The following is a 25,654-nucleotide window of genomic DNA, read 5'->3' as shown; positions in this document are numbered from 1 at the left end:
CAGTCGTGATGGACTAATAAATGTCCAGGGTCCGCTCCACGCGAAGTACCTTTCGCCGCATGACGTACTTACGCTCACCACCCATGTACAGGGTGCTGCGTTCGAGTTCCCACTTGCCGTATTCGGCGTGTTCTCGAAGTCGCTGGTAGGCCACCGGCACGGACTCTCCAGGGCTGACAGTGATCAACAGATACTCGAAGGACCGGATGGGTGCGCCACGACCGGTAGCTGCAGGTTTCAACGTTTCTCGCATTGGCTGTCCCTTCTGCTGATGGCCTTTGTAGCGTGTGTGCTTAACCTAAGCTACCGCGTGCCGGACGCTCAATGTGCCTGCGCCATTAAAGGACTTTCAAGTTCGCACACACACTGGTACCGTCAATCGCATGAGCATCGATCCCCGCGCAGCACTGAGTGCCTTGACCACAGCCTTAGAAGAACACCTCGTGGCCGCCTCCGCGCGTCGAGGTGAAGAAGACCCCATCGTAGAGGCCACCTTTCTGGGCATTATTGATGCCTTCGAAGCGTATGAGGAAGCCTTGTTTGACGCCTTTGATGAGGTGACCCCATTGGTCATCTACGGAGAAGACGGAGAAGACAGCGATGACTTTGACGACGACGAAGATGATGTTGAAGAAGATGATGAAGACGCGGAATTGGAATCGGAAGCCGCTAACGAGCAGTAGAGACTTTCATCACCTCTGTTAAGTCAGTTAAGCACGTCAGGCCCTCAACGAGGGCCTGACGTGCTTTTTGCTTTCACGGATACCGTGCCGCAGAAACTGCGCCTGAATAGTGGAGCAGTATGGCAGCTCAGTTCGCCTTGAGGCGGGAAACTTCGCTGAGCACTGTCACGATTTGTTCGGGCAAGGGGTCCAAGGAAGAGCTGAGGATATCCTTCAGCTGCTCTTGGGTTCGCGGCCCGACGATCGCTCCGGATACTCCTTGGTGCTCCAGGAGCCAGCTCAAGGCGACATCCAGAGGTGTGCGCCCCAACCCCTTGGCGGCCGTGATGAGGGCTTCGGTAATGCGGGCCGGACGACCCTGCAAGTATTTCTCAACATAACTGCCCATCGTGGCGCTGGCACCGCGCGAATCGGCCGGAATTTGCCCACGGTATTTACCGGTCAGAACGCCTCGACCCAAGGGAGCCCAGCACATCAGTCCTGCGCCCACGTGTTCGGCAGCCGGAACCACTTCGTGCTCCACGTTTCGGGCCACGAGGGAATATTCAACTTGGTTGGCCACAATGGGGGCATCGCACAGTGAAGCTGCCCTGGCCAACTGCCAGCCGTTGTAGTTGGACACGCCCACATACCTGACGCGTCCACTCGTGACGGCGTGTTCCAAGGCCCCGAGGGTCTCCTCTAGGGGTACGTTCTCATCCCAAATATTGGCTAGCCACAAGTCCAAATGATCTGTCCCGAGCCTCGCCAAGGATGCATCCAGTCCGGCAAGCATGGACCGGCGGGAGGTGTCCACCATGCGTTTGCCGTGTCGGTGGCTAATTCCTGCTTTGGAGACCAACACCACATCGCTGCGCGGCACTACATCGCCGAGCAACTCGCCAAGGATGGCTTCGCTGCGGCCTTCAACATAGCTCACCGCGGTGTCCAGCGTGGTTCCGCCGGCGTCCACGAAATCACGCAGTTGTGCCCTCGCCGTTTCGGCATCCGTCTCGTTGCCCCAGGTCATTGTGCCTAGGGTTAGCGCTGAGACGCGCAACCCGCTGGTGCCCATGAATCGTTGTTCCATACGTGCAAGCTTACGGTGACTTACACCTCTGAACGCGCGTCGATACCGCCACTGACGGCTTCACGCCCGGACATGCTTTAGGCTAAAACGCGTGAACTGGTTTGAAGCAGCCTTCCTAGGCCTAGTCCAAGGCCTGACAGAATTCCTCCCGATTTCGTCAAGCGCCCACCTATTTGTCGTCGGCAAATTCCTGCCTTCAGGCGCCGATCCGGGAGCGGCGTTTACCGCCGTTAGCCAGCTCGGCACCGAGTCGGCCGTGTTGGTTTTTTTCTGGCGTGACATTATCCGCATCATCAAGGCGTGGTGGGGCTCCCTGCGTGGCCGGGTGCCGCGCAGCGACCCGGATGCCCGCATGGGATGGCTGGTGATCTTGGGAAGCCTGCCCATCGCGATCCTGGGTGTGGTGTTCCAAAGCCATATTGAATCCACCCTGCGCAATCTATGGATCGTAGCGACAACCTTGATTGTCTTTGGCCTGATTCTTGCTGTTGCCGACACTGTGGCGAGCCAGAAGCGGGAGATCAAGGATCTTTCGCTCAAGCACGGGATCATCTTTGGGTTCGCCCAGGCTCTGGCTTTGATCCCCGGAGTTTCGCGCTCCGGAGGCACCATCACGGCCGGACTGCTCATGGGATACACCCGTGAATCCGCTGCCAGGTACTCATTTCTGCTTGCCATACCCGCCGTCTTCGGTAGCGGTTTCTATGAGCTCTACAAGATTTTCGCCAAGCACGAGAGTGCCGAGAGTCACTTTGGTATTGGGGAAACTGCCCTGGCCACCGTGATCGCCTTCGTGGTCGGTTACTTGATCATTGGCTGGTTCCTGAAATTCATCTCCACCAAGAGCTTTAGGCCCTTCGTCTGGTACCGCATTGGGCTGGGTCTGCTGCTCTTCATCCTCCTGGGCACCAACGTCATCACGCCCTAATGCTGGTTAGCGCCTCTCTGGCTGCTTGAGACTGGGACCCGGAACACGCTTCGCGTATTCCGGGTCCCTCGTCCGTTAGCGGCTAATGCGACTCCCAAAGCTCCCTTCTCCCCACCCGCTCCCACTGGGACCTGGAACACGCTTCTCCCCACCCGCTCCCACTCGCTCGCAAGCTCGCGGCGGGCCCCTCGCGGGCGTGGCCCCACGCTTGTGGCCCCTCGGCGGTTAGCGCCTAACCCGCCTCCCCAACCTCGCTTCTCCCCACCCGCTCCCACTCGCTCGCAAGCTCGCGGCGGGCCCCTCGCGGGCGTGGCCCCACGCTTGTGGCCCCTCGGCGGTTAGGCTTAGCTCTGTGAAAACTTGGAAGTCCTATGCCCTCCCTCAGCTGCCTGGCGTTATGCCGGCCATCCATCTGCATGAAAGCACCGCCCAGCGCGTGGTTTTATTGCCGGAGACAGAACCGGCCAGCCTCTACGTTTGCGGCATAACCCCCTACGACGCGACGCACATGGGTCACGCGGCTACCTATGTAGCCTTCGACCTCCTCAACCGGGCGTGGCGTGATCAGCACCGCACCGTCAGTTATGTGCAAAATGTCACAGACATTGATGACCCCCTGCTCGAACGCGCAATCCGCGACAGCGTGGACTGGCGTGAGCTGGCCATTTCCCAAACGGAACTTTTCCATGCCGACATGGAAGCCCTGAACGTTCTGGCTCCGGAACACTACATTGGCGCCGTCGAAGCCATCAGCTGGATCGTGCCGGAAGTTGAAAAGCTCATTGCGGCAGGCATTGCCTACCCGGTGGCCGGAAGCAACGGAGAGCCCGACGGCGATATTTACTTCTCCGTTGAGGCAGCCTCGGCTGCAGCTAAGGTCAGCGGCCCGGACGCACCCTGGTGGCTGGGTCAAATCTCCGGCCTCACCCAGGAGGAAATGCTTCCCGTCTTCGCCGAACGCGGGGGAGACCCCGAGCGTGGCGGCAAGCGCCACCCACTTGATGCCCTGCTCTGGCGCGTTGCCCGTGATGGTGAGCCGTCATGGGAAGGTGCCTCCCTTGGCGAAGGCCGCCCCGGCTGGCACATCGAATGCACGGTCATTGCCCAGCGTTTCCTGCCGAAGCCGTTCACGGTCCAGGGTGGTGGCAGCGACCTCGTGTTCCCGCACCACGAAATGGGTGCGGGCCACGCCTTTGCCCTGGAAGACACCACCATGGCACGTCACTACACCCACACCGGCATGGTTGGCCTCGACGGCGAAAAGATGAGCAAGTCCCGCGGAAACCTAGTTCTGGTTTCAAAGCTCCGCGCATCAGGCGTAGAGCCGGCCGCCATCCGCTTGGCCATCCTTGCCCACCACTACCGCAGTGACTGGTTCTGGACTCAGGAATTGTTGGACGACTCCGAATACCGCTTGGAGCGTTGGCGAAAGGCCCGGCACGTTGCTCCGGAAGGTTCGGCCAAGCCGCTGCTGTCGGAACTGCGATCGGCACTTTCCCAGGATCTGGACGCACCGCGTGCCCTGGCAGCCATTGACGCTTGGGCCACTGCATCGCTGACCGCGGCAACCGCTGCGTCAATCACCGTTCCTGTCGCGGTGGTGGACGGTGTCCCGGAGCAAGTTTCCCCGCGGGATTCCGATCTGGTGTCCGATGCCGTTGAGGCATTGCTGGGCATCGAGCTCTAGCAAAAGGCGGGAGCAGCTCGCCGAGACGGACCCGCACAACAGAGACAAACACGCCAGAAAGCCCCATTGGGAAGAACCGCCAGAGGTTCTCCCCAATGGGGCTTTTGGGTACTACGGCTTTTCGTGGCCTCGGCGGCGCAGGTATCGCTCAAACTCTGTGGCAATGGATTCGCCAGTTGCCTCGGGGAGCTCAGCGGTGTCTTTGGCTTCCTCCAGCTGCTTGACGTAAGCGGCGATTTCAGGATCCCCCTCGGCGAGGTCGTTCACGCCACGTTCCCAAGCCTGCGCGTCGTCGGCCATCTCATCTGTGGAGAGCGGCACGTGAAGGTAATCCTCGATGCGGTTGAGGAGAGCAAGCTCCGCTTTGGGGGAGGGGGCCTGCGCAACATAGTGCGGCACGGCGGCCCACAGGGAGATGGTGGGCAGTCCTGCAAGCAAGGCCACCTCATTCAAGACCCCGACGATGCCGATGGGCCCCTCGTACGAGGACGCCTCGAGGTCAAGGCGTTCTGCGAGAACGTCGTCGTCGCACGTTGCCGTGACCGGCAGCGGGCGGGAGTGGGGAACATCAGCCAAGAGTGATCCGAGCAGAACTACGTGGCTGACATTCAGCGCTGCCGCCTTGGCCAGGATCTCGGCCGTATAGGCGCGCCAGCGATACGACGGCTCAATGCCGTGGACCAGGACCACATCGATCTTGGTCCCGGGAATGGCGGCCTTGGCAATTTTTGTGACGGGCCATTTGATCTTGCGCCCGCCCGTGGACGTGAGTCGAACCTCGGGCCGGGTGAACTGGAAGTCGTAATATTCGTCCGGCTCGATCACGCCAACCCGCTTAGCGTCCCACAACCTGTGCAGGTATTTCAGGGCTTGGCTGGAGGCCTCGCCGGCGTCGTTCCAACCCTCGAAGGCGGCCAGCATGACTGTTACTCGGTCTTCGCCGGGCGCCGGTTGCAACAACCATCCGTTGTCGCCCTGTTCCCCATTGTTGATTCTGCTCACACTTCCAGCCTACGGCGAGTTCGCACGCGCGGCACTATGCACCACGCTCGCACTGGCTGGTAAACAGTTCCGCCGTTGACTCCACGTAGACTGGTTGCATGTTTGCTCCCTCTGCCGCCGCCGTGAACCCTGCGACTACGACTACACCCGTCCTCAAGGCCGTCCTGTGGGATATGGATGGGACCTTGGTGGACACCGAGCCCTATTGGATTGCCGCCGAGATCGCCCTTGTCACCGCCCACGGCGGCCATTGGGACGAAGAAATGGCCCACACCCTTGTGGGTAGCGCCCTGGAAAATTCGGCGAAGGTTCTTCAGGGAGCCGGCGTGAAGTTGTCGGTTCGGGAGATCATTGATCACCTGTCCGCTGAAGTCATCGCTGGTATTCGCAAGGAAATCCCGTGGCGACCGGGAGCGCGTGAATTGCTCTCCGAGCTGCATGGGCGGGGGGTGCGCTGCGCTCTGGTCACCATGAGTGAACGCACTCTTGCCACCGAAGTTGTCAACGCCCTTGACGCTGAGTACTTTGAATTCCTTGTCACCGGCGATGAAGTGACTAACGGCAAACCCCATCCCGAGCCCTACCTCACAGCGATTGAACGTCTCCGAGAGACCGATCCGTCCATTACAGCAGCCCATTGCGCGGCGATGGAGGATTCAGTTCCTGGGGTGGCCTCAGCGCTGGCTTCCGGCGCGGCCACGATCGCCATTCCCAACGCCGTCGAACTGGCCGAGGATTCGCGACGGACCACCTGGCAGACGCTCGCCGGGAAAACGTACGACGACGTCACCCGAGTTATCGCTGCCCACTCCAGCTCTGCCGGAGTTGCTTTGTGAGCGGTCCCGAGCATGGTGCCAAGACGCGCCGCGAAGGACTTGTTCTAGGTTCAGTTCGGGGAACGCCCATCATCTTGGCGAACTCCTGGTTTTTCATTGCCGCCATCACGGTCCTGGTCTTCGGGCCTCAGCTGAGGGGTATTTACCCGGCTCTTGGCGCTGGCTCATACGCTGTAGCCTTCGCCTACGCGCTCCTGCTGCTTTTTTCGGTGCTCATCCACGAACTGGCACATGCCGTGGCCGCCAAGATGTATGGCTGGCCCACGCACAAGATCGTCCTGAATTTGTGGGGTGGCCACACCGAATTTGATTTCAGCAAGGCAACTCCCGGCAAGGCGCTTGTCGTGGCGTTCGCTGGCCCCATTGCTAACTTTGTCCTGGCCGGCCTTGGCTGGCTCGTTCAACTGGGACTTCCCGACACCGCATCGGGTCCGGTCTCCTTGGGCATGGCGATTGCCATCCTGCTGACGAACATCTTCGTCTGGGCCAACCTGCTCATTGGCTTCTTCAATGTGCTGCCCGGGTTGCCGCTTGATGGTGGGCGACTGGTTGAATCCATTGTCTGGAAAACAACCGGTAGTCAGGAAAAGGGCACGGTGGCTGCTGGCTGGGCCGGCCGCGTCATTGTTATTGTGATCCTTGCAGTGGCACTTGGCGGGCCTTACCTGACGGGCTCACAACCGGATCTGACCACGTCCTTTATTGTGATCCTGATGGCCGGTTTCCTCTGGATGGGGGCCACGGCATCCATCAAGGGTGCCGGGATCCGACTGCGCCTGCCGGAGATTTCTGCCGGTGCCTTGGCTACGCCGGCCGTGAGCGCCTCGAACCAGTGCACCGTTGCCCAGCTGTGGACATTGCGTGGTGAATACCCCAGCGAACCGATAGTGCTCTTCGGCGCAGATGGCCGGCCGGCCGCCGTCGTCGATGAATACGCTCTAGCGCACGTTCCGCCGGAGGCAGCCGCCACCACGCTCGCCACGGCCGTGGCAAGATCGTTGTCGCAGGGCGCTTACGTCCCAGACGTTGCGGCCGGCGCTGAACTTGTGCAGTACCTGGCCCAGCTTCCGGACAGTGAATATGCGGTGATCAACCTTGATGGGAAGGTCACCGGGTTGCTGAGCCAAGCCAAGGTCGTTGCGGCCATCACCGGCAAGCCACTTCAATGACGGGCGATTAACTCTCGCGGGACCACGTGGCAAGGATCTTCACGGTCAGCTGTAACTGCCCCGGACACCCACAGTCTGAACACGCACAATAAATTTTGAGTACCAAAACGACAGGATCGACCATGAATCACCAGGATTCCGCAGCCGCCAACACCACCGGCGCTGCCGCACCAGCATCACCCGCCAACGCATCAGCGGCGAATGCAGCCTTACCCCACGGCGCGACAGCACGCCGGGGGCCGTTCAGGTCAGGGGAGCGCGTTCAGCTCACCGACGAGCGCGGCCGCATGAACACCATTACCTTGACACCCGGCACGGCTTACCACACGCACAAGGGCTTCCTGAATCATGACCTGCTGATTGGTGAGCCCGAGGGTTCCATGGTGGAGAGCAACGTTGGCCAGCAGTACCAGGCCCTGCGTCCGCTGCTTTCAGACTTCGTCCTCTCGATGCCCCGCGGTGCCGCCGTTGTCTACCCCAAGGATGCCGGCCAGATCATCACCATGGGAGATATCTACCCCGGTGCCCGCGTTGTCGAAGCCGGTGTTGGTTCCGGCGCGCTCTCGATCTCGCTCTTGCGCGCCGTGGGCGACAACGGTTACCTGCACTCCTTCGAGCGTCGTCAAGAATTTGCCGACATTGCCCGCGGCAACGTTGAGACAATCTTCGGTGGGCCGCACCCGGCCTGGAAGATTTCCCTTGGCGATTTCCAGGATGAGGTAGTTGCGCAGGAAGAACCCGGCAGCATTGACCGCGTTGTTCTTGACATGCTTGCTCCCTGGGAGTGCCTCGACGCCGTTGCAACGGTGTTGGCCCCCGGCGGCGTATGGATCAACTACGTTGCCACCGTCACCCAGCTCTCCCGCACGGCCGAGGCAATCCGCGCCGACGGCCGATTCACGGAACCCGATGCTTGGGAATCCATGGTGCGCGGCTGGCACCTCGAAGGCCTTGCCGTCCGCCCCGACCACCGCATGGTTGCCCACACCGGTTTCCTCATGGTGACCCGGCGCCTGGCCGATGGTGTCACCGGAATGACGCCAAAGCGCCGCGCCTCCAAGACGGACTTTGCCCAGGAAGACCTCGACGCGTGGACGCCGGCAGCTGTCGGTGAGCGCTCGGTTTCTGATAAGAAGCTGCGCCGCGCCGCGCGGGATGCTTCCTCCACCGTGCAAACCAAGCGCAACCAGGAGCAGTCAGAGGAAACTGAAACCCGCCACGATGGTTTCGGCGACCAATAGCACTAAGATCGGCAGTACCGGCAAGCCACGGCTGCGGAAGGACACAAGGTCATGAACGACTCAACGCACTCCACCCCGGAACACCCTGACGACGGCGTCTCGCCTCCTCAGGGGACTCCCGGAGCCGGTACTGCCGGGGCCCGTTATTCGACGGGTCCCGGGCAGCAGGCAGTTCTCGAGCGCCAGCTCAACGTCCTGCGTGACAAGTCACGCAATCTGGATCGCCAGCTTGCCTCGGCCACGCAGAACAACTCCAAGCTTGTGGCCATGCTAGAGACGGCCAAGAGCGAGATCATGAAGCTGCGTTCTGCCCTAGAGAACGACGGCGAACCTCCCTATAGCTTCGGAACCATCCTTGCGCTCAACCCGGCAGGGGCTGCCTCCGGGGCAAATAGAGCCAACACAACCAACACAGCCAACACCGCGGTCACTCACGAGAGCGTGGATATTTTCGCGTCCGGACGCAAGATGCGGGTAGGGCTAAGCCCTCTGCTGCGCATGAACGATCTCGGCGTTGGCCAAGAAGTTCTGCTGAACGAATCCTTCACCATCATTGCCGCCCTCGGCATTGAGCAGGTCGGCGAGTTGGTGACAGTGAAGGAATTGCTGGGCACTAACCGTGTACTTGTCACTGGCCGGGCCGATGAAGAGCGTGTTGTCCGGCTCGCGGCCGTGCTGCAAGGCGGCTCCGTCAAGGTGGGGGACGCCCTAAGCATCGACGGACGCACCGGCTACGCCTTGGAAAAGATTCCTCGCTCCGAGGTGGAGAACCTGATCCTCGAAGAAGTTCCGGATATCTCCTATTCGGACATCGGCGGATTGGCCTCGCAAATTGAACAGATCCGCGACGCGGTTGAACTTCCCTTCCTACATCCGGATCTGTACCGCGAACATGGTCTGAAGCCGCCCAAGGGCATTCTGCTATACGGCCCTCCCGGCTGTGGTAAGACGCTGATCGCCAAGGCAGTTGCGAATTCCTTGGCCAAACGTGCGGCGGAACGGTCCGGCGTCAAGGACCAGAAAAGCTACTTTCTGAACATCAAGGGCCCGGAGCTCCTGGATAAGTACGTGGGTGAAACCGAACGCCAGATCCGGTTGATCTTCAGCCGTGCACGGGAGAAAGCTTCCGATGGCAGCGCAGTGGTGGTCTTCTTTGACGAGATGGATTCGCTGTTCCGCACCCGCGGTACCGGTGTCTCATCGGATGTTGAAACCACGATCGTCCCCCAGCTCCTCAGCGAGATTGACGGCGTCGAACGTCTTGACAACGTGATTGTCATTGGCGCCTCCAACCGTGAGGACATGATCGATCCGGCCATCTTGCGTCCAGGCCGGCTGGACGTCAAGGTCAAGATTCAGCGTCCCGACGTCGAAGCCGCCGCCGACATCTTTGCCAAGTACGTCACCACAACCCTGCCGTTCCATGCAGATGATGTGGCGGCCAACCACGGCAGCCTGCAGGAAACCGTTGATGCCATGATCCAACGCACCGTTGAGGCCATGTATGCAACAGACAAATCCAATGAATACCTTGAGGTGACCTACGCCAACGGCGACACTGAGATGCTGTACTTCAAGGACTTCAACTCCGGTGCCGTGATTCAAAACGTGGTGGACCGCGCCAAGAAATACGCCATCAAGGATCTGTTGACGAGCGGTGAAAAGGGCATCAGGATCGAACACATGCTCCGTGCCGTGGTGGATGAATTCCGGGAACATGAAGACATGCCTAACACCACCAATCCAGACGACTGGGCACGGATTTCGGGCAAGAAGGGTGAGCGCATCACCTATATCCGTACCATCGTTCAAAGCAAGGAAGGGCAAGTTCCCGGCAAGACTCTGGAAACGCTGCCCAACACCGGACAATACCTATGAGTGTTGTGAGGGTCATGGGCGCCGAGACCGAATACGGCATCCATGCTCCCGGCGCGACCTCATTCAATGCAACTTGGCTCTCCACACAGGTTGTTAACGCCTACTCACGCGAGACCAATCATCGGGCGGCAGCCGGAGGGGAGACCCGCTGGGACTACACGGACGAGGATCCGTTGGCCGACGCCCGAGGCTGGTCCATGCCCCGGGCAACGGCGGACCCAAGCCAGCTGACAGACACAGAACTGACGGCCGCGCAGATTGCCCTTGAGGGCGGCGAGAGCGGTGACGCCTCTATCCCGCTCATGATGAACATGGTGTTGGGCAACGGCGCACGACTCTACGTTGACCACGCCCATCCGGAATACTCCTCGCCAGAGGTGACAAATCCACTCGACGCTGTCCGCTGGGACGCCGCCGGGGATCTTGTGGCGTTGGCTGCCGTGCGGCGTATCGCCGCGACACCGGGCGTGCCGGAGATCAACCTCTACAAAAACAACACCGACAACAAAGCGGTGTCTTACGGCAGCCACGAAAACTACCTCATGCCACGCTCCGTGCCCTTCCCCAACATTGTGGCCGGGCTGACCCCGTTCTTTGTCACGCGCGCCATCATGTGTGGTGCCGGCAGGGTGGGGATTGGCCAGGATGGCTCCGGCATTGGCTTTCAGATCAGTCAGCGCGCCGACTTCTTCGAGGCCGAAGTTGGTCTGGAAACCACTATTCGCCGTCCCATCATCAATACGCGCGACGAGCCCCACGCCGTGGCGGACAAGTATCGCCGCCTCCATGTGATCATCGGTGACGCGAATCTGGCGCAGATCTCGAATTACATCAAGTTCGGCACCACGGCGCTGGTGTTGGACATGATTGAAAACGGCACCGCCCCGTCCCTGGAATTTGCGGACCCCGTGTCCACCTTGCGCGCCATCAGCCATGATTGGGAACTGCAGGAAACTCACCTGCTGGCCGATGGAACGCTCATCAGTGCCCTTGACGTTCAATGGCTCTATCTCGACGCGGCCAAGGTCCATTCTGCGGCCAATGGATCAAGCCATGCTGAAACAGGTGACGGACACACTGCACCCCTGCTGGCGAAATGGGAAGAAGTTCTCACCGCGCTGGGCAGCGATCCCATGAGCCTTGCCAATCAATTGGAATGGGTGGCGAAACTCAATCTCCTCCAGCAATACCGGAGCCGGGATTCGATGGCCTGGAACGACCCGCGGCTTGGCCTGATTGATCTGCAGTGGTCTGACATCCGCCCGGAAAAGGGGTTGTACTACAAGCTGTTGCAGCACGGACGCATGCAACGCGTTGTTAGTGACGAATCCATTGTGGCCGCGGTTCAACAGCCGCCGGCGGATACCCGTGCATATTTCAGGGGTCGGTGCATTCAACAATTTGGTGCCCACGTGGTGGGGGCCAGTTGGGACTCGGTTATTTTCGAGCTCCCGGAGCTTCGCCGGCTGCAGCGGGTTTCCACCAAGGAGCCCCTCCGTGGAACGGCTGAATTAACGGCCCGGCTCTTTGACCAGAGCAGTGATCTACAGGACTTCCTGAAACATTTGTTGGCCGGTCCGGCCCCGGTTCACTAGGTCGCTGCCTGCTGCCTCCATTACGGTTGCACAGCCGATTACCGTGCGTAGCGCACAATCGTGCCGCGTCCGTGGCAGGATGGGAGCAGGTACCGGTGCAGGTATCTGGGAACCACGTTAGAAGGATGCATCATGGCTTCACAGGAACAGAAAAACGTCTCCTCCCGCGCCGAAGAGGAGCACGTCGAAGAGCTGCCGCTTCCGGCTCCCACCCCTGCGTCAGCGCAGGCATCCACCTCCGGGGTCGACGATCTGTTGGATGAGATCGACGGCGTTTTGGAAGTCAACGCGGAGGAATTCGTCCGCGGCTTCGTCCAAAAGGGTGGCCAGTAGGCCGCCATGGTGGCCCACGGGAGTGACTTTCCGGCGCTGGAAGCCGCGGGCTCGTCGTCGTTCTTTGACCACGTGAGCCGCAGCCATCCGGCCCTGTTGCCTTTCGCTCAGAATCTTCCGGCCGGGAGCATGCCTGCCACCCCGCACGGCACAACCATCGTGGCGCTGACCTTTGCGGGAGGCGTGCTGATGGCGGGGGACAGGCGCGCCACCATGGGCTCCATGATCGCCAACCGGCATATTGAAAAAGTGTTTCCCGCGGATCGATACTCGGTGCTGGGCATTGCCGGAACTGCCGGGCTGGCCATCGATATTGTGCGCCTTTTTCAGGTTGAACTGGAGCACTACGAAAAAATCGAGGGAACACTCCTTAGCCTCGAAGGCAAGGCAAATCGGCTCGGCGCCATGATCAGGGCCAACCTGCCCATGGCGTTGCAGGGACTTGCTGTTGTGCCCTTGTTTGCCGGAATTGAGCCGGATGAGGCTGCCGGCCGGTTGTTTTCCTACGACGTCACGGGTGGGCGCTACGAAGAACTTGAGCATCACAGTGTGGGATCGGGTGCGGTCTTCGCGCGCGGCGCACTCAAGAAGCTCTGGCGCCCGGAACTCACCAGCGAGGAAGCCCTTGCCGTTGGCGTCGAGGCACTGATCGATGCCTCCGACGACGATTCCGCCACAGGCGGGCCGGACATGGTGCGCCAGTTGTGGCCAGTTGTCTATGAGGTGACGCACGACGGCGCCACCCGGATTGCTCCCGAGGCGTTGGCTGCCGTGGTGGAAACCATCGTGACGCGACGGACCCTTGAACGCAGGGAGGCTTAGCATGGCACAGCAATTTTACGTTTCCCCCGAGCAGGTCATGAAGGATCGGGCTGATTTCGCCCGGAAGGGCATTGCCCGCGGAAAATCAGTGGTGGTGCTCAGCTGTATCGACGGCATTGCCCTTGTGGCCGAGAACCCTTCGCCCACACTGCATAAAATTGGCGAGATTTATGATCGAATTGCCTTCGCTGCGGTGGGAAAATACAACGAGTTTGAAAGCCTCCGCCAAGCGGGCGTGCGCTACGCAGATGTGCGTGGATACTCCTATGACAGGGTGGATGTCACCGCCCGTGGACTGGCCAGTGTTTACGCTCAAAGCCTTGGTTCCGTGTTTACTGCCGAGCAAAAGCCATTTGAAGTCGAGTTGGCTGTTGCGGAGGTGGGGGAGCGGCAGGGCCAGGACCACATCTTCCGCCTCAACTTTGATGGTTCCATTTCGGATGAATCAGGATTCCTGGCGATGGGCGGAAAGGCAGATCTGGTCCAGGCTGTGCTGGAAAGACTCTGGACGTCCGGAGCCAGCCTTGGTCAGGCTCTGCGGTGGGCAGTGTCCGCCTTGGAGGCGCCACGCAAGGATGCAGCCAGCGCAGGAAATCCTGTCGCTGCGCCTCTGGCTGCGCCCCTTCTGGAAGTGGCCGTTCTGGACCGTAATGCCACCCGTGTACGTGGCTCGCACCGGGCTTTCAGGCGGCTTACGGACGCTCAGGTGGCCGAACAACTTACATCAAAGCAACACGACGCTGAAAACAACTAAGGAGAAGTAACTGGTGGACCGGCGGATTTTTGGCATTGAGACTGAGTTTGGCGTAACGTTTTCGGCCCCTGGCTCACGGCCGCTTTCACCCGAAGAAGTAGCCCGGTACCTTTTCCGGAAGGTTGTTAGCTGGGGGAGGTCTTCCAATGTTTTTCTGCCCAACGGTTCCAGACTGTATCTCGATGTTGGTTCTCATCCCGAGTATGCAACTGCCGAGTGTGACGGGATAGCCCAGCTCATTGCCCACGACCGCTCTGGGGAACTGATCCTGCATGAGCTCGTGGAGGAGGCGCAGAGCCGCCTGCATGCAGAAGGCTATGAGGGGAAGATCTTCCTTTTCAAGAACAACGTTGATTCCGCCGGGAACTCCTATGGAAGCCACGAGAACTACCTGATCACTCGAAAAGGCGAGTTCAACAGGCTTGCTGACATCCTCATTCCTTTCCTGGTCACACGCCAGTTGATTTCCGGAGCGGGCAGGGTGCTTCCTTCTCACCAGGGCGGTAAATACGCATTTTCGCAGCGTGCAGATCACATCTGGGAAGGGATCTCCTCGGCCACAACACGCTCACGGCCCATCATCAACACCCGTGACGAGCCTCATGCAGATGCCGAGCTGTACCGCCGCCTGCACGTCATTGTGGGGGACTCCAACATGTCCGAAACCACCACCATGCTCAAGGTTGGCAGTGTCGACTTGATTCTCCGCATGATCGAGGCCGGCACCATCATGTCCGATATGCGCCTGGAAAATCCCATCCGCAGTATCCGGGAGATCTCCCACGACATCACAGGCAAGCACCCACTGAAAATGGCTGACGGTCGCACCATGACCGCCATCGACATCCAGCGGCACTACCTTGAAAAAGTCAACACCTTTGTCCGCTCCCACGGTGCACATCACGAACTGGTGCCGCGCATCCTTGAGCTATGGGAACGCACTCTTGACGCCGTCGAAAGTGAAAACTACTCCGGCATCGACACCGAAATCGACTGGGCCATCAAAGGCAAGCTTTTGGGCGCCTACGCCGACCGTCACAGTTTGGAATGGTCATCGCCTGAAGTGGCTCAACTGGACCTGCGCTACCATGATATTTCTCCCGAGCGGGGACTCTTTAACATGCTTGAGCGCCGAGGGTCGGCGGCCAAGGTGGTCACGGCCGAGGATATCGCCGCTGCGACAAGGACGGCACCGGAAACCACCCGGGCCCATTTGCGAGGCAAGTTTGTCACAGCTGCACGGGACTCGGGGCGGGATTACACGGTTGACTGGGTGCACCTGAAACTCAATGACCGCTCCCACCAAACAATTCTGTGTAAGGACCCGTTCAAGAATCAGGACCCGCGGGTGGACGAACTCATAGCCTCCCTTCAGTCCACATACTGACCTTCCTTATGAAATCAACAGCTTTCGTACAGTTTCAAGGGCTAGGCTGTTAGCGGCCCAGGGCTTTTCAGCGCTTGATGTGGCCATGAGTTTCTGACCAAACTTCCGCAACCGAAAGTGATTTTGTGCGCCGACTACTTGCACTGCTACTTCCCCTGCTGCTCCTTGTGACCGCTTGTTCATCAGGTTCAGCCGACACTTCAGCAACGGCCTCCGCGTCCGTTTCGATTCCCCCGGCCAACGCTGAGGCACTGGCCTCGGTCAAGGTGGAAGACAAGGGCAAGGCGAAGGCTCCAACAGTCACCTTCGACAAGCCGTTGGCCATCGCCGCGGATTCGATGAAGGTTGTTTCTCAGGGTGATGGTGCCCAGCTCGAAGACGGTCAGATCGTCTCTTACCAGATGATCGCCTTGAATGCCGAAGACGGAACCGTCACGGGAGAAACCTTCACGACGGAGCAGAACAGCAGCCTCACCCTTAACGAGAATTTCAAGACCCAATTTCCCATGGTCTACACCGCTTTTCTCACCGCCAAGGTAGGGTCTTACATTGCCTACGGCATACCCGGAACCGATGCTGTAGCGGGTTCAACAGCGGCGCCGTCTGCTGCCGCCACGCCCGCGGCGCTTAGCGTATTTAAGGTAACGGCCGCAAAGGCCGCTCCGAGCCTGATGAGCGCGGAGGATGTTTCTGCGTTGGAGAAGGAGGGAAAGCTTCCTGTCGCCGAGTTCAATGACAAGGGCGTTCCCAGCATCACCATACCCAAGAACGATGCACCTGCGGACTTGGCTGTTCAGGTGCTGACGGAAGGTACCGGTGAGGTTCTGAAGGAATCCGATTCCATCTCTGCCCTGTACACCGGATGGACCTGGTCCGATGGCAAACAGTTCGATTCCGCTTTTGATCGCGGCGAGGCAGCAACCTTTAGCCTCCAGGGCGTTATCCCGGGCTGGACCAAGGGTCTTGCCGGACAAAAGGTTGGTTCCATCGTGCAGTTGTCCATCCCCTCGGAGTTGGCTTATGGCGAAAATGCCGCTGCAGAGGGCAATCCTGCGGGCGCACTCGTATTTGTTGTTAAGATTGAAGCCAAGAGCTAACCACAACCCCTGAAGGAGCACCATGTCTTTTGGAACGCGCAACTTTGACCGCACCAAGCCGGAAATTGAATTCCCGGCACACGCTGTCCCCACCGAACTCGTGATCGAAGACCTCATTGAGGGCACCGGCACCGAGGTAGTCCGTGGCAGCACAGTTTCCACCCACTATGTAGGCGTTGCCTTCTCTTCGGGTGAGGAATTTGATTCCTCGTGGGGCCGCGGTACCCCGCTGGACTTCAAGGCCGGCATCGGCCAGGTTATCCAGGGCTGGGACCAGGGCCTGTTGGGCATGAAGGTCGGCGGCCGTCGTCGTCTGGAGATTCCTTCCGAGCTGGCCTACGGCTCACGTGGCGCCGGTGGAGCAATCGGCCCGAACGAGGCCTTGATCTTCGTTGTTGACCTCGTAGCTGTTCGCTAACGAAAATTTTCGGTGTTCTGGCCTCCAAGCGCATGCTTGGAGGCCAGAACACTTTAATGGCTGAACAAGTACGCCGGCAGCGTCATAGACACTCCGGCGAATCAACAAGTCGGCGCACGGCTAGTACTGTGGGCCATGTGTCCACAAAAATTGATGCCACCGAGCGCCTCCTGAACCTTGTCATAGCCCTGCTGGGGACCCGGCTGGGGCGCAGCAAGGGATACATCCGGGAGAACATCAACGGTTATACCGTTGCTGCCAAAACCGCCGCCGAGGAGGCCAAGGTTCAGCCCGCCTTCGAGCGGATGTTCGAGCGGGACAAGCGGACGCTGCTGGAATTGGGGATACCGATCCGGCAATCTGAGGTGCAGGGTGACGATGCCCAGGAACAAGTCCTGTACAGGATTGATCCTGTTGACTACCGTGTGCCGGAGGTCAGGCTTGATGAGGCGGCCATGAACTTGGTCTTCATTGCGGCAAACCTCTGGGCAGAGGCCACGCTCGGCGCCGCCGCACAGTCAGCCCTCCGCAAGATTGCAGCGCGGAGTGGAACTGGATGGTACGAGGATGAGACCACCTCACAATCACGTATCCGCACGGCTGAGCCTGCCTTTGATCCGATCTGGACGGCTCTTCGAAGCCATCACCTAGTTTCGTTCATGTACCGTGGCTCCGGAGCAACAGAGAGTACAAGCCGGACGGTACAACCGTTGGGGCTGGGCAACAAGTATGGACAGTGGTACTTGGCTGCCTTTGATGTGGACAAGTCCGTAGAGCGCAACTTCCGCCTTTCACGCATCACCTCCAACGTTCAGCTCCACGGCGACGCCACCTTTGCCCGGCCCACCGGATTCAGCATTGCCTCAGTGATTGAGCGGCTGGGAACAGGGCCACAGCACACGGCCCAGATCGCCGTTCCTGCTAATTCTGCGTACGCCCTGCGGCAGCGTGCCGGCACGGAGGCGATTGTCGCTTCTGCATGGAGCAGGCCGGGCTGGGACGTATTGCGCGTCGTCTACCGTGAACCCGAACTTATGGCCGACGACGTCGCCGCCTTGGGCGCCCAGGCCCTAGTGCTTGAGCCTGCCGAACTGCATCAAGCAGTAGTGAGGCGCTTGCAAGGGGCCGCCGCTGCGGCACTTGCCCCAGTCGATGAGGAGCTTGACTGGAACTCCAAACTGGCTGCACCAACGGCTAAGAAGAAAGATACCCGGGACAGGCTCATTCGGCTCCTCTCGATGGTTCCCTACCTCGTGGCCAACCCTGGTGTTGACGAAGTTGAGGTCATGACGGAATTTGGCATCAGCGCTGGGCAATGGGCCAAGGACAAGGACACGCTCAATGTCACCGGGTTGCCCGGTTACTATCATGGCGACCTCATGGACGTCACGACGGAGGCAGGTCAGGTGTTCATTCGGGATGCTGAAACGCTTGCCAGCCCACTCCGCCTGACCCAGGAGGAAGCCTGTTCGGTACTCATTGGACTTCAGGCACTCACGGCCATCCCCGGGAGTCAGCAAGCTATTGCCCTCGAGCAGGCCATCTCATCACTCAAGTCGGTGGCGGGGAAAGATTCCTGGCTCGCAGACGCCGTCGGACTTGAGCTGATATCGGGGAAGGAGATGGACACCATCTCCTTCTTGCAGGAGGCAATCGCCCATGAACGGGCCTGTGCCATCACTTATCTGGTGCGATCCCGCGACGAGCTCAGCGAACGCACCATTGAGCCCCGCAAGCTGTTCTCGGTCGACGCGGCCTGGTATGTGCGTGCTTGGTGCCGAAAAGCCGAGGAAATGCGCAGCTTCCGGGTGGACCATATTAGAAACCTGGCCGACGCCGGAGCGCAGGAGAATCTTCACGCCAGCCTGACGCCGTGGCAACCCCAGAGCGGCATTTACGATCCCGGGAATGACGATGTCCAGGTCCAGCTGGTGGCCGAGGCCACGACGGCCATCCGGCTCGCTCCTGCCTACAATGCCAAGCTTTTCGATGTGGGTGACAACATGGTGGGCGTTCGTTTGCTCGTGGGTAATACGGGGACGCTGGCGCCGCTCATGGCCCGGCTCGGCGGAAGCGCGCGAGTTGTGGCACCGGAGTCCGCACAGCAGGAAACTACTGCTTGGCTTGTCCATGCCGCGGAAAGCTGTGACGCTGTGGGCGAAACCACCCCGGCCGTTCCCAGCGTGGGCGGATAGACTCGGAAAATGCCTTGGTGGTCTTGGATTCTCATATGGATTGCGCTTATTGCGTTGTCCCTACTGTTCGTTGCTTTTTTGGGTTGGAAAATCTGGCGTGGAGTAAGTGCAACGGCACATACCTTCAGTGAGGTTTCGGCAGAACGCGAAGCATACTGGGATCAGAGTCTCGAACGCGCAAAAGTGCAGCACGTCACGGAACCGCGCACAACGGTTCCCGGCAGTGCGATTTTTGCAACACCTGAAGAAATGAAGGATGATTACCTAGCTGCCAAAGAGGAACGGCGTTTCGCCCGCCTTCAACGGCGCGTCGCCCGCAGGAAAGAACGCGGACAGCTCCAATCCTTGCGCGACATTGAAGCATTACAAGACGTAGGATGAACCAAAAGGAAAGGCGTTACCGTGGGAAGACTTTTTGAGAGCCCCTGGGCTATCACCATCATCATCATCGTTGTTCTGTTGCTCTTCGCAGCCCCGAAGCTGCCCGGCATGGCCCGCAGCCTCGGCCAGTCCATGCGGATCATCAAATCTGAAGTCAAGGAAATGAAGAACGACGGCAAGGACGAGACTCCTTCTGCTGCTCCGAGCGCATCCGCAGCTCCGGCCGCTTCCGCTGCGCCCGAGGCACCCGTTGAAGGCAAGATCGTCAACAACCCGACGCAGGGCAACACCTCGGGCGAGGGTACCGGAACCGGTACCGGCGCTCAGTCATAGAAAAGGTCGCAGAGCCGGTGGGCGCTACAAAGGGCCGTAAAGCCAACCCTGAAGGTCGGATGCCCCTCAAGGAGCACCTGGTTGAGGCCCGCAACCGGCTTTTCAAGAGTGCCCTAGCCATGATCCCCGGGGTAATCCTTGGCTGGATTATCTATGATCCGCTGCTCGTTGCGCTGACGCAGCCACTGCGCGATATCAGCGCTGAACGCAACATTGTTGCCACCTTGAACTTTCAGGGTGTCACCACGTCCTTTGACTTGAAGATCCAGATCGCCTTGATTCTGGGTCTGATCATTGCTTCGCCCGTGTGGATCTATCAACTCTGGGCATTTATCACCCCTGGCCTGACGAAGAAGGAACGCCGCTACACGCTGTCCTATATGTTCGCCTCGGTGCCGCTGTTCCTGGCGGGGATTTATGCCGGGTGGTTGATCTGGCCGAATATTGTCAAGGCACTGACCTCGTTCACCCCTGCGGGTAGTGAGGCTGCCAACATCATCACGGCGCTGGAATACCTGCAGTTTGCCATGCAGCTGATGCTGTTTATGGGTGCGGCATTCCTTGTTCCGGTGTTGCTTGTGGCGCTCAATGCTGTCGGTATTGTTCGGGGCAAGACCTATTTGAAAGCTTGGCGCTTCACCATCTTGGGCGTCACCATTGTCTCGGCGATGGCGGCTCCAGGTTCCGATGTCATGAGCATGTTCTTCCTCGCCGCGCCGCTATTGGTGCTGTATTTTGGGGCCATTGGAGTGTGCATTGTCAATGACAAACGTCGCGACCGGAAGGAAGCGAAAAAGGTCAAGGAATCCGAGGGCACAGCCGATGTGGCCACGCCCTCAAAGGACCTGGAAATTCTCTGATCTAACGTAGGCTGGAGATATGCCTGCCTCTGAAATGATCAGCCCTTCCGAACGCTACATGGCGGCCAAGAACCGTGTGGCTGACCAGGGGACCGACCTGACGGAATTCAGGGAGACCCTCGCTTTTGCGCTGGATGATTTTCAAGACACCGCGTGCCGCGCCGTTCAGGCGGGCCGCGGTGTTTTAGTTGCTGCACCAACGGGCGCTGGCAAAACAATTGTTGGTGAATTTGCCGTATACCTTGCGCTTAAACGCGGATACAAGGCCTTCTACACCACTCCCATCAAGGCCTTGAGTAACCAGAAATTTCAGGAACTCGCCGCGAAGTACGGTGCCGAAAACGTAGGCCTACTAACGGGCGACACCAGCATCAACTCCGAGGCTCCTGTGGTGGTCATGACCACCGAGGTCCTTCGGAACATGCTGTATGCGGACTCTCACACTCTTGCCGGACTGGCCTATGTGGTCATGGACGAGGTGCACTACCTCGCTGACCGTTTTCGCGGCGCGGTCTGGGAAGAGGTCATCATCCACCTGCCCAGCGAAGTCGCCGTCATCTCACTCAGTGCCACGGTGTCCAATGCCGAAGAGTTTGGCGCATGGCTGGGCACCGTGCGGGGAGACACTGCTGTGGTTGTCTCCGAACATCGCCCGGTACCCCTGTGGCAGCACGTCATGGTGCGTCGCGACCTGGTGGATCTATTTGCCGAGAACGTGGCGTTCGACGAGATCGCCGGCAGCCCTGAAAGCAGTACGACCAACCATGGGGCCACGGGTTCCAGTACACCCAAGATCAACCCCGAACTTCTCAAGTTGGCGCGCACCGAATCTGTCAGCATTGGCCGAGGCACCAGCCACGGCCGGCGTGGTGGCGGTGGCTCGCGTGGCCGTGGTTACCAAAATCAGGGAAGCGCCCACGAGGAGCGGGGTAGCCAGCGGGGTGGCCAAAACCAGGGTGGCAGTCAAGGCTGGGCCAAGGCCGCCTCGCGTCCACAGGTCATCCGTGCCTTGGACAGTCAGGATCTGCTTCCCGCCATCACCTTCATCTTTTCCCGAGCCGCCTGTGACGCTGCCGTGCAGCAATGTGCTGCGGCAGGTCTGTGGCTGACATCGCCCGACGAGCAGGCCGAAATTGCCCGCCGCGTCGATACGGCCTGCGCCGAGCTGCCCGATTCCGATCGGGACGTCCTCGGATTCTGGGGATGGCGCGACGGACTCCTGCGCGGACTGGCAGCCCACCATGCCGGTATGCTGCCTTCCTTCAAGGAAGTGGTGGAAGATCTCTTCGCCGATGGCTTGGTCCGTGCCGTTTTCGCTACGGAAACCCTTGCATTGGGCATCAACATGCCTGCCCGCACGGTGATCCTGGAGAAACTGGAGAAGTACAACGGTGAAGCACATGTGAGCATCACCGCGGGGGAGTACACCCAACTGACCGGACGGGCTGGCCGGCGCGGGATCGACGTGGAAGGCCACGCCGTCGTACTTTGGCAGCCTGGCACGGATCCGGCGGCCGTCGGTGGGCTGGCCTCCAAGCGCACCTATCCGCTGAATTCAAGCTTTCGCCCCACATACAACATGAGCATCAACCTCGTTGCTCAATTTGGCCGGGCCCGCACACGCGACATTCTTGAATCCTCCTTCGCGCAGTTCCAGGCTGACCGTTCGGTGGTTGACCTGGCCCGGCAGGTCCGTTCCAGGGAGGAATCCCTGGCCGGTTATGAAAAATCCATGACGTGCCATCTAGGTGACTTCAACGAGTATGCGAAGTTGCGCCGCGAACTCTCCGACCATGAGTCGGGTGCCTCGAAGTCCAAGGCCAAGCAGCGCCGGGACGCCGTTGTGGACTCCGTCGCCAGCCTGCGTCCGGGGGACCTCATCATGGTGCCGGGTGGGCGCAATGCGGGGTACGCCGTAGTCCTTGATGCAGACTCCAATGCCAGGGTGCCTCGGCCGGGCATTCTGGGAACTGACCGGGAGTACCGGCGGTTGAGCCTGCACGACTTTGCCGGACCGGTGGAAGTGTTGGCGCAGGTGCGCGTACCGAAGGGTTTCAACCCGAAGGTGCCCAAGGACAAGCGAAACCTGCTGGCGGCAGTCGAGGCAAAGCTGGCCGAGCCGTCGCAGCAGCGGCCGCACCGGTCTGCCGCCTTCGGCTATGCGGATTCCGGATCCGAGAACGAGGCGATTGCCACGCTGAGGCGGAATCTGCGCGCCCACCCCTGCCACGGCTGTAGCGAACGCGAAGACCACGCACGCTGGTCCGAGCGGTGGTGGAAGCTGCGCAAGGAGACTGATGGGATTGTGCGGGCCATTCAGGCGCGTACTAATACCATTGCGCGCACCTTTGACAGGGTCATTGACCTGCTCGCGAGTTACGGGTTTGTGGTTGCGGACGACGCCGGGAACTTGCGTCCCAGCGACGACGGCCAGCGCCTGCGCCGCGTGTATGGCGAGAAGGACCTGCTGATTGCCTTGGCATTGCGCCAGGGCGCCTTCGCCGATCTGGATGCACCGGAGCTGGCCGCCTTCGTCACCTCGCTGGTGTACCAGTCCAAACGCGATGCCGAGGGCACGCGGCCGCGGATGCCAAGTGTGAGCCTTGAACAGGCCGTTGAGGACGTGGTGGTGCTGTGGTCAAGGCTGCAGGATGCCGAGGAATCGCACAAGCTGCCCTTGACGAGCGAGCCCGAGCTGGGACTTGTCTGGCCCATGTACAAATGGGCCAAGGGCCGGAGTCTTCAGGATTCGCTGCACGGCACCGATCTGGCGGCGGGCGACTTTGTCCGCTGGACCAAACAGGTCATTGACCTGCTCGGCCAGCTCTCACAGGTTCCATCACTTCCAACCGAGTTTGCCGCCGTTTGCCGGCAGGCCATGGACCTGGTGCGCCGCGGTGTCGTAGCCTACTCGGCCGTAGTGGACTAGGCCTTGGCTGATCAAAGGTCTGATGGACTAAAGGTCTGATAGACCAAGGATGTGCCGGCCGCAACCGGCTCAAAAGATTTTGTGAACGTATTGTTGAAAGGATTTACTTTTCCCATGTCATTAACCATGTACCGAAACGGTTCCGTCTACAGCGCCGCCGATCCCTTTGCCACCGCGATGCTCGTGGACGGCGATGTGGTGGCCTGGGTCGGTTCCGAACATGCTGCCACCTCGCTTCTAGATTCGCGCATGCGTGAAGTGGACCTCCATGGCGCACTCGTTGCACCGGGGTTTGTTGACTCTCACGTCCACATCACAGAAACAGGCCTTGCCCTCGAGTCAGTGGATCTTTCTGGGGCAGCCTCGGCCGCCGAATTGCTGGACCGTGTGGCCGGGGCCGCATCCTCCTTGCCGATCGGTGGATTGCTGCTTGGTCACGGCTGGGACAACGCGCTGTGGGCAGACTCAAGGCTTCCCGGCGCCGCCGAGCTGGAACGGGCAGCTGGTGGTCGGGAAGTTTATCTCGCCCGGGTTGACGTACATTCGGGTCTGGTTTCGGCGAGCCTTGCCCAACGTTGCGGTCTTGCCGTCATGCCTGGGTGGGATGGCGACGGACTGGTCAGCGGTCTTGCGCACACAACTGCACGGGACGCTGCCCGTGAACTGACTCCGGAGCGTCGTGCCGCAGTTCAGCAACGTGCACTTCGCCATGCTGCCGCCAACGGTTACGTAGCCATGGCCGAGATGAGCGCACCGCACGTAGGGTCGGGCGAGGATCTGGCATCGCTCATGGCCTTGGGATCTGATTTTCCTCAGGTTCTGCCGTACTGGGGGCAATTGGTGACAAGCACTGATGAGGCCCGTGAGGTAGTGGCCCATTTGGCTGGTCTTGGCGTCGACGTGCTAGGTCTGGCTGGCGATATCAATATTGACGGGTCACTGGGATCGCGCTCGGCACTGCTGCGCCAACCTTATGCTGACGTTCCGGACGCCCTTGGGAACGCTCAGCTGAGCGTGGAACAGGTAGCCAATCATCTGGCCGCCACCTCAGAATTGGGCCTGACCGGTGGGTTCCATGTCATTGGCGATGGCGGCATGGACATTGCGGTTGCTGGGCTCGAACAGGCCACCAAGATAGTGGGGATTGATAAAATCCGTGCCGCCGGGCACCGGTTGGAACACGCGGAGATGGTTGACGAAGCGGCCATGGCCGCCCTAGCCCATCACGCCGTCGGGGTTTCCGTCCAGCCAGCATTCGATGCAGCCTGGGGCGGTAGCTCCGGTATGTACGCTCAGCGGTTGGGTGCAGAACGCGCCCTGCAGCTCAACCCGCTCGCACGATTCTACGCAGCTGGCGTGCCAGCCTTCTTTGGTTCAGACTCACCCGTCACACACCTGAACCCCTGGGCCAGCGTGCGCGCGGCATTGAACCACCATGAACAAAGCTCACGGATTTCCGCGCGCGCGGCCTTCATTGGACATACCCGTGCCGGTTGGCGTGCAGCCAAGTCCGAGAACCCCTTCCACGGTCAGCTGGGCGCGGGAGCACCGGCCAGCTTCGCCATTTGGGATGTGGAACAGCTCATGGTCCAGGTGGCCGACGAAAGGGTGCAATCGTGGTCGACCGACCCCCGCGCCCGTACACCGTTGCTGCCTGCGCTCGATGGGGCCAACGATCCCCGCTGCCTCCAGACCGTGCATCTGGGACATGAATTGTACGCTAGTGAAGACTTCACAGACGGAAGTGAAATCGGTTAATTTCGATAACTGGGAAAGCGTCTGCCCGGAATAATCCATTTGGACAATATGCCCCTGACCTGCGGCGATGCGCATCGACGCAGGTCAGCACCGTGTTGACAGTGGCCCCGGCGGCAATTAGTTTTAGGGGAGCGAAGAACCTCCCATGGGAGGGTCCCGGTCGGTACGGGGAACCGTCCAGCCGACGCTTGGGAGATAAGTTCGCGCGCCAGTAGAAAACAATTGGGCTTCGTGCCTTTGGCATGTGCCTAATTGGTCCGAAGGCGCGTGAACTTATCTTTTCCCCAGTCTGCTCACCT

23 protein-coding genes are annotated in these 25,654 nt (G+C 60.0%); 20 read left to right on the top strand and 3 right to left on the bottom strand.

All coding sequences use genetic code 11. The features are described from left to right. Positions 1-13: 13 nt before the first annotated feature. Positions 14-253, bottom strand: a complete 240-nt coding sequence (locus tag ACP7B9_RS04800; RefSeq protein ID WP_425861249.1) for a DUF5703 family protein — start codon at positions 251-253, stop codon at positions 14-16. 130 nt (positions 254-383) lie between these two features. Here ACP7B9_RS04800 and ACP7B9_RS04795 point away from each other — a divergent pair, with 130 nt between their 5' ends. Further along, entirely contained in the window at positions 384-683 is a 300-nt protein-coding gene (locus ACP7B9_RS04795) for a hypothetical protein (RefSeq protein ID WP_425861247.1), read from the top strand. A 127-nt stretch (positions 684-810) separates the two neighbouring features. Here the strand turns inward: ACP7B9_RS04795 and ACP7B9_RS04790 are convergent, their stop codons facing one another. After that, positions 811-1,752 carry an aldo/keto reductase gene (locus ACP7B9_RS04790; RefSeq protein ID WP_425861245.1) on the bottom strand — a complete coding sequence of 314 codons (942 nt, stop codon included), beginning with the start codon at positions 1,750-1,752 and terminating at the stop codon, positions 811-813. A 91-nt stretch (positions 1,753-1,843) separates the two neighbouring features. On the opposite strand from ACP7B9_RS04790, the gene ACP7B9_RS04785 reads away from it, so the two are divergent. After that, on the top strand, positions 1,844-2,680 hold the full coding sequence (locus tag ACP7B9_RS04785; RefSeq protein ID WP_425861243.1) for an undecaprenyl-diphosphate phosphatase: 837 nt from the start codon (positions 1,844-1,846) through the stop codon (positions 2,678-2,680). A 352-nt stretch (positions 2,681-3,032) separates the two neighbouring features. Then, complete coding sequence (mshC, locus tag ACP7B9_RS04780) at positions 3,033-4,367, top strand: cysteine--1-D-myo-inosityl 2-amino-2-deoxy-alpha-D-glucopyranoside ligase (protein ID WP_425861241.1); 1,335 nt, start codon at positions 3,033-3,035, stop codon at positions 4,365-4,367. 111 nt (positions 4,368-4,478) lie between these two features. Here the strand turns inward: mshC and ACP7B9_RS04775 are convergent, their stop codons facing one another. Continuing rightward, entirely contained in the window at positions 4,479-5,360 is an 882-nt protein-coding gene (locus ACP7B9_RS04775) for a PAC2 family protein (RefSeq protein ID WP_425861768.1), read from the bottom strand. A 107-nt stretch (positions 5,361-5,467) separates the two neighbouring features. On the opposite strand from ACP7B9_RS04775, the gene ACP7B9_RS04770 reads away from it, so the two are divergent. The 17 genes from ACP7B9_RS04770 (at position 5,468) to ACP7B9_RS04690 (ending at position 25,355) form a co-directional block, all read left to right on the top strand. Then, entirely contained in the window at positions 5,468-6,205 is a 738-nt protein-coding gene (locus tag ACP7B9_RS04770; protein WP_425861239.1) for an HAD family hydrolase, read from the top strand. Further along, positions 6,202-7,374, top strand: coding sequence for a site-2 protease family protein (locus ACP7B9_RS04765; protein ID WP_425861237.1), 1,173 nt, complete (start codon positions 6,202-6,204; stop codon positions 7,372-7,374). The genes ACP7B9_RS04770 and ACP7B9_RS04765 overlap by 4 nt, the downstream gene beginning before the upstream one ends. Positions 7,375-7,496: 122 nt before the next feature. After that, complete coding sequence (locus ACP7B9_RS04760; protein WP_425861235.1) at positions 7,497-8,615, top strand: tRNA (adenine-N1)-methyltransferase; 1,119 nt, start codon at positions 7,497-7,499, stop codon at positions 8,613-8,615. Between the two features lie 51 nt (positions 8,616-8,666). Continuing rightward, entirely contained in the window at positions 8,667-10,493 is a 1,827-nt protein-coding gene (gene arc, locus ACP7B9_RS04755; RefSeq protein ID WP_425861234.1) for a proteasome ATPase, read from the top strand. Then, a complete protein-coding gene (gene dop, locus ACP7B9_RS04750) occupies positions 10,490-12,088 on the top strand; it encodes a depupylase/deamidase Dop (protein ID WP_425861232.1) in 1,599 nt (532 codons plus the stop codon). Before arc ends, dop begins: the two co-directional genes overlap by 4 nt. 132 nt (positions 12,089-12,220) lie before the next feature. Further along, positions 12,221-12,421, top strand: coding sequence for a ubiquitin-like protein Pup (locus ACP7B9_RS04745; protein WP_425861231.1), 201 nt, complete (start codon positions 12,221-12,223; stop codon positions 12,419-12,421). Between the two features lie 6 nt (positions 12,422-12,427). Further along, positions 12,428-13,243: a proteasome subunit beta gene (gene prcB, locus ACP7B9_RS04740; RefSeq protein WP_425861230.1), complete on the top strand. Its 816-nt coding sequence runs from the start codon at positions 12,428-12,430 to the stop codon at positions 13,241-13,243. Between the two features lies 1 nt (position 13,244). Continuing rightward, the gene (prcA, locus tag ACP7B9_RS04735) at positions 13,245-13,997 is read left to right on the top strand and encodes a proteasome subunit alpha (protein ID WP_425861228.1); all 753 of its coding nucleotides are present in this window, start codon (positions 13,245-13,247) and stop codon (positions 13,995-13,997) included. Between the two features lie 13 nt (positions 13,998-14,010). Further along, positions 14,011-15,384 (top strand): Pup--protein ligase, encoded by a 1,374-nt coding sequence (gene pafA, locus ACP7B9_RS04730; RefSeq protein ID WP_425861226.1) that lies wholly within the window; start codon positions 14,011-14,013, stop codon positions 15,382-15,384. 125 nt (positions 15,385-15,509) lie between these two features. Then, entirely contained in the window at positions 15,510-16,481 is a 972-nt protein-coding gene (locus ACP7B9_RS04725; RefSeq protein WP_425861225.1) for an FKBP-type peptidyl-prolyl cis-trans isomerase, read from the top strand. Between the two features lie 22 nt (positions 16,482-16,503). Beyond that, on the top strand, positions 16,504-16,899 hold the full coding sequence (locus ACP7B9_RS04720; RefSeq protein WP_425861224.1) for an FKBP-type peptidyl-prolyl cis-trans isomerase: 396 nt from the start codon (positions 16,504-16,506) through the stop codon (positions 16,897-16,899). Positions 16,900-17,036: 137 nt separating this feature from the next. Beyond that, positions 17,037-19,094 carry a helix-turn-helix transcriptional regulator gene (locus ACP7B9_RS04715; protein ID WP_425861222.1) on the top strand — a complete coding sequence of 686 codons (2,058 nt, stop codon included), beginning with the start codon at positions 17,037-17,039 and terminating at the stop codon, positions 19,092-19,094. A gap of 9 nt (positions 19,095-19,103) precedes the next feature. After that, positions 19,104-19,475, top strand: a complete 372-nt coding sequence (locus ACP7B9_RS04710) for a hypothetical protein (protein WP_425861221.1) — start codon at positions 19,104-19,106, stop codon at positions 19,473-19,475. Between the two features lie 21 nt (positions 19,476-19,496). Further along, complete coding sequence (tatA, locus tag ACP7B9_RS04705; protein WP_425861219.1) at positions 19,497-19,808, top strand: Sec-independent protein translocase subunit TatA; 312 nt, start codon at positions 19,497-19,499, stop codon at positions 19,806-19,808. A 59-nt stretch (positions 19,809-19,867) separates the two neighbouring features. Further along, a complete protein-coding gene (gene tatC, locus ACP7B9_RS04700; protein ID WP_425861217.1) occupies positions 19,868-20,668 on the top strand; it encodes a twin-arginine translocase subunit TatC in 801 nt (266 codons plus the stop codon). Between the two features lie 19 nt (positions 20,669-20,687). After that, a complete protein-coding gene (locus ACP7B9_RS04695; RefSeq protein ID WP_425861216.1) occupies positions 20,688-23,597 on the top strand; it encodes a DEAD/DEAH box helicase in 2,910 nt (969 codons plus the stop codon). Between the two features lie 114 nt (positions 23,598-23,711). Further along, the gene (locus tag ACP7B9_RS04690) at positions 23,712-25,355 is read left to right on the top strand and encodes an amidohydrolase (protein ID WP_425861214.1); all 1,644 of its coding nucleotides are present in this window, start codon (positions 23,712-23,714) and stop codon (positions 25,353-25,355) included. Positions 25,356-25,654 lie beyond the last annotated feature (299 nt).

The organism is Arthrobacter sp. TWP1-1, from assembly GCF_049897845.1.
Lineage (GTDB): Bacteria > Actinomycetota > Actinomycetes > Actinomycetales > Micrococcaceae > Specibacter.
The sequence above is the reverse complement of the archived record's forward strand: the minus strand, read 5'-3'. Positions and strand labels throughout refer to the sequence as shown.